This window comes from Pseudomonas sp. BIGb0176 (genome assembly GCF_024810175.1).
Lineage (GTDB): Bacteria > Pseudomonadota > Gammaproteobacteria > Pseudomonadales > Pseudomonadaceae > Aquipseudomonas > Aquipseudomonas protegens.
The window spans coordinates 1-5,515 of record NZ_JANUEC010000009.1 but is presented as its reverse complement, the minus strand read 5'-3'; the positions used below and the strand labels follow the sequence as shown (position 1 = coordinate 5,515).

Sequence of the window (5,515 nt, the reverse complement as noted above, 5' to 3'; positions counted from 1 at the left end):
GGAAACCCCACACTACCATCGGCGATGCATCGTTTCACTTCTGAGTTCGGGATGGGATCAGGTGGTTCCAACGCTCTATGGTCGTCAAGAAATTCGGTAGCCAGTCCGTTGCTTGTGCAACGTGCCAGCGAATGGGTATGTAATAGCTTTGTGTGTTCGCAAACTTTCGGTTTGTATCGTCTTCACACACCGCAACTCGCTTCTTAAGCAAATTGCTTGGGTGTTATATGGTCAAGCCTCACGGGCAATTAGTATTGGTTAGCTCAACGCCTCACAGCGCTTACACACCCAACCTATCAACGTCGTAGTCTTCGACGGCCCTTTAGGGAACTCAAGGTTCCAGTGAGATCTCATCTTGAGGCAAGTTTCCCGCTTAGATGCTTTCAGCGGTTATCTTTTCCGAACATAGCTACCCGGCAATGCCACTGGCGTGACAACCGGAACACCAGAGGTTCGTCCACTCCGGTCCTCTCGTACTAGGAGCAGCCCCTCTCAAATCTCAAACGTCCACGGCAGATAGGGACCGAACTGTCTCACGACGTTCTAAACCCAGCTCGCGTACCACTTTAAATGGCGAACAGCCATACCCTTGGGACCGGCTTCAGCCCCAGGATGTGATGAGCCGACATCGAGGTGCCAAACACCGCCGTCGATATGAACTCTTGGGCGGTATCAGCCTGTTATCCCCGGAGTACCTTTTATCCGTTGAGCGATGGCCCTTCCATACAGAACCACCGGATCACTAAGACCTACTTTCGTACCTGCTCGACGTGTCTGTCTCGCAGTCAAGCGCGCTTTTGCCTTTATACTCTACGACCGATTTCCGACCGGTCTGAGCGCACCTTCGTACTCCTCCGTTACTCTTTAGGAGGAGACCGCCCCAGTCAAACTACCCACCATACACTGTCCTCGATCCGGATAACGGACCTGAGTTAGAACCTCAAAGTTGCCAGGGTGGTATTTCAAGGATGGCTCCACGCAAACTGGCGTTCACGCTTCAAAGCCTCCCACCTATCCTACACAAGCAAATTCAAAGTCCAGTGCAAAGCTATAGTAAAGGTTCACGGGGTCTTTCCGTCTAGCCGCGGATACACTGCATCTTCACAGCGATTTCAATTTCACTGAGTCTCGGGTGGAGACAGCGCCGCCATCGTTACGCCATTCGTGCAGGTCGGAACTTACCCGACAAGGAATTTCGCTACCTTAGGACCGTTATAGTTACGGCCGCCGTTTACCGGGGCTTCGATCAAGAGCTTCGCGTTAGCTAACCCCATCAATTAACCTTCCGGCACCGGGCAGGCGTCACACCCTATACGTCCACTTTCGTGTTTGCAGAGTGCTGTGTTTTTAATAAACAGTCGCAGCGGCCTGGTATCTTCGACCGGCATGAGCTTACGGAGCAAGTCCTTCACCCTCACCGGCGCACCTTCTCCCGAAGTTACGGTGCCATTTTGCCTAGTTCCTTCACCCGAGTTCTCTCAAGCGCCTTGGTATTCTCTACCCAACCACCTGTGTCGGTTTGGGGTACGGTTCCTAGTTATCTGAAGCTTAGAAGCTTTTCTTGGAAGCATGGCATCAACCACTTCGTCACCTAAAAGGTAACTCGTCATCAGCTCTCGGCCTTAGAACCCCGGATTTACCTAAGATTCCAGCCTACCACCTTAAACTTGGACAACCAACGCCAAGCTGGCCTAGCCTTCTCCGTCCCTCCATCGCAATAACTAGAAGTACAGGAATATTAACCTGTTTTCCATCGACTACGCTTTTCAGCCTCGCCTTAGGGACCGACTAACCCTGCGTCGATTAACGTTGCGCAGGAAACCTTGGTCTTTCGGCGTGGGTGTTTTTCACACCCATTGTCGTTACTCATGTCAGCATTCGCACTTCTGATACCTCCAGCAAGCTTCTCAACTCACCTTCACAGGCTTACAGAACGCTCCTCTACCGCATCACTTACGTGATACCCGTAGCTTCGGTGTATGGTTTGAGCCCCGTTACATCTTCCGCGCAGGCCGACTCGACTAGTGAGCTATTACGCTTTCTTTAAAGGGTGGCTGCTTCTAAGCCAACCTCCTAGCTGTCTAAGCCTTCCCACATCGTTTCCCACTTAACCATAACTTTGGGACCTTAGCTGACGGTCTGGGTTGTTTCCCTTTTCACGACGGACGTTAGCACCCGCCGTGTGTCTCCCATGCTCGGCACTTGTAGGTATTCGGAGTTTGCATCGGTTTGGTAAGTCGGGATGACCCCCTAGCCGAAACAGTGCTCTACCCCCTACAGTGATACATGAGGCGCTACCTAAATAGCTTTCGAGGAGAACCAGCTATCTCCGAGCTTGATTAGCCTTTCACTCCGATCCACAGGTCATCCGCTAACTTTTCAACGGTAGTCGGTTCGGTCCTCCAGTCAGTGTTACCTAACCTTCAACCTGCCCATGGATAGATCGCCCGGTTTCGGGTCTATTCCCAGCGACTAGACGCCCTATTAAGACTCGCTTTCGCTACGCCTCCCCTATTCGGTTAAGCTTGCCACTGAAAATAAGTCGCTGACCCATTATACAAAAGGTACGCAGTCACAGAACAAAGTCTGCTCCCACTGCTTGTACGCATACGGTTTCAGGATCTATTTCACTCCCCTCTCCGGGGTTCTTTTCGCCTTTCCCTCACGGTACTAGTTCACTATCGGTCAGTCAGTAGTATTTAGCCTTGGAGGATGGTCCCCCCATATTCAGACAAGGTTTCTCGTGCCCCGTCCTACTCGATTTCATGACTAAGAGATTTTCGCGTACAGGGCTATCACCCACTATGGCCGCACTTTCCAGAGCGTTCCGCTAATCTCAAAGCCACTTAAGGGCTAGTCCCCGTTCGCTCGCCACTACTAAGGGAATCTCGGTTGATTTCTTTTCCTCAGGGTACTTAGATGTTTCAGTTCCCCTGGTTCGCCTCTTGCACCTATGTATTCAGTACAAGATAACCATCTTATGATGGCTGGGTTCCCCCATTCAGAGATCTCCGGATCAAAGTCTGTTTGCCGACTCCCCGAAGCTTATCGCAGGCTACCACGTCTTTCATCGCCTCTGACTGCCAAGGCATCCACCGTATGCGCTTCTTCACTTGACCATATAACCCCAAGCAATCTGGTTATACTATGAAGACGACATTCGCCGAAAATTTGCATTCTTAATTAAAAGAGAACTCACAAATTTTACCTTAGCCTGATCCGTTACCAGTGAAAGTAACGTTCAGTCTATCTTTCTATCACATACCCAAATTTTTAAAGAACGATCTAATCAAAAGACTAGAAATCAACATTCAAAGTGAATGCTCATTTCTAAGCTTTCAGAAGCAGTTTATGGTGGAGCCAAGCGGGATCGAACCGCTGACCTCCTGCGTGCAAGGCAGGCGCTCTCCCAGCTGAGCTATGGCCCCATAACAAAATTGGTGGGTCTGGGCAGATTCGAACTGCCGACCTCACCCTTATCAGGGGTGCGCTCTAACCAACTGAGCTACAGACCCAATTTCGAGCTTGTAACTGTTAGCTTGGAGCTATCAGCTTGGAGCTTAAAGCTGCTTCTATCGTCTTCTTCAATGAATCAAGCAATTCGTGTGGGAGCTTATGAAGCAGCTGATGTCGTCGATTAAGGAGGTGATCCAGCCGCAGGTTCCCCTACGGCTACCTTGTTACGACTTCACCCCAGTCATGAATCACACCGTGGTAACCGTCCTCCCGAAGGTTAGACTAGCTACTTCTGGTGCAACCCACTCCCATGGTGTGACGGGCGGTGTGTACAAGGCCCGGGAACGTATTCACCGCGACATTCTGATTCGCGATTACTAGCGATTCCGACTTCACGCAGTCGAGTTGCAGACTGCGATCCGGACTACGATCGGTTTTATGGGATTAGCTCCACCTCGCGGCTTGGCAACCCTTTGTACCGACCATTGTAGCACGTGTGTAGCCCAGGCCGTAAGGGCCATGATGACTTGACGTCATCCCCACCTTCCTCCGGTTTGTCACCGGCAGTCTCCTTAGAGTGCCCACCATAACGTGCTGGTAACTAAGGACAAGGGTTGCGCTCGTTACGGGACTTAACCCAACATCTCACGACACGAGCTGACGACAGCCATGCAGCACCTGTCTCAATGTTCCCGAAGGCACCAATCTATCTCTAGAAAGTTCATTGGATGTCAAGGCCTGGTAAGGTTCTTCGCGTTGCTTCGAATTAAACCACATGCTCCACCGCTTGTGCGGGCCCCCGTCAATTCATTTGAGTTTTAACCTTGCGGCCGTACTCCCCAGGCGGTCAACTTAATGCGTTAGCTGCGCCACTAAGAGCTCAAGGCTCCCAACGGCTAGTTGACATCGTTTACGGCGTGGACTACCAGGGTATCTAATCCTGTTTGCTCCCCACGCTTTCGCACCTCAGTGTCAGTATCAGTCCAGGTGGTCGCCTTCGCCACTGGTGTTCCTTCCTATATCTACGCATTTCACCGCTACACAGGAAATTCCACCACCCTCTACCATACTCTAGCTTGCCAGTTTTGGATGCAGTTCCCAGGTTGAGCCCGGGGCTTTCACATCCAACTTAACAAACCACCTACGCGCGCTTTACGCCCAGTAATTCCGATTAACGCTTGCACCCTCTGTATTACCGCGGCTGCTGGCACAGAGTTAGCCGGTGCTTATTCTGTCGGTAACGTCAAAACAATCACGTATTAGGTAACTGCCCTTCCTCCCAACTTAAAGTGCTTTACAATCCGAAGACCTTCTTCACACACGCGGCATGGCTGGATCAGGCTTTCGCCCATTGTCCAATATTCCCCACTGCTGCCTCCCGTAGGAGTCTGGACCGTGTCTCAGTTCCAGTGTGACTGATCATCCTCTCAGACCAGTTACGGATCGTCGCCTTGGTGAGCCATTACCTCACCAACTAGCTAATCCGACCTAGGCTCATCTAATAGCGTGAGGTCCGAAGATCCCCCACTTTCTCCCGTAGGACGTATGCGGTATTAGCGCCCGTTTCCGGACGTTATCCCCCACTACTAGGCAGATTCCTAGGCATTACTCACCCGTCCGCCGCTCGCCACCAGGTACAAGTACCCGTGCTGCCGCTCGACTTGCATGTGTTAGGCCTGCCGCCAGCGTTCAATCTGAGCCATGATCAAACTCTTCAGTTCAAACATCTTTGGGTTTTGAGAAAACCCTAAACTTGGCTCAGCAATCGTTGGTTACATCTTTGATTTCTCGCGGAGTAACTTGTGATGCTGATAATCTTTTTGACTATCAGTCTGACTCCACAAGCACCCACACGAATTGCTTGATTCAGTTGTTAAAGAGCGGTTGGTTAAGATCTTTCGTCTCAACCGAGGCGCGCATTCTACAGCAGCCTCATTTGCTGTCAAGTGATTTTTTTAAGAAGTTTTCAAAGTTTCCTTTTTAACTTCAACCACTTGCGCTTCCGATCTCTCGTTAGCGGGAGGCGAATTCTACAGCGTTACACGCTGCTGTCAACACC

2 tRNA genes and 3 rRNA genes are annotated in these 5,515 nt (G+C 51.0%); all 5 read right to left on the bottom strand.

Features of this window, described 5'->3' with window-relative positions:
• Positions 1 to 89 (bottom strand): 5S ribosomal RNA (rrf, locus tag M2395_RS31660); the annotation flags it as partial.
• 138 nt (positions 90 to 227) lie between these two features.
• Positions 228 to 3,119, bottom strand: a 23S ribosomal RNA gene (locus M2395_RS31655).
• A 233-nt stretch (positions 3,120 to 3,352) separates the two neighbouring features.
• A tRNA-Ala gene (locus tag M2395_RS31650) sits at positions 3,353 to 3,428 on the bottom strand.
• 10 nt (positions 3,429 to 3,438) lie between these two features.
• Positions 3,439 to 3,515: transfer RNA gene (locus M2395_RS31645), tRNA-Ile, on the bottom strand.
• Positions 3,516 to 3,638: 123 nt separating this feature from the next.
• A 16S ribosomal RNA gene (locus M2395_RS31640) occupies positions 3,639 to 5,177 on the bottom strand.
• Positions 5,178 to 5,515: the final 338 nt, after the last annotated feature.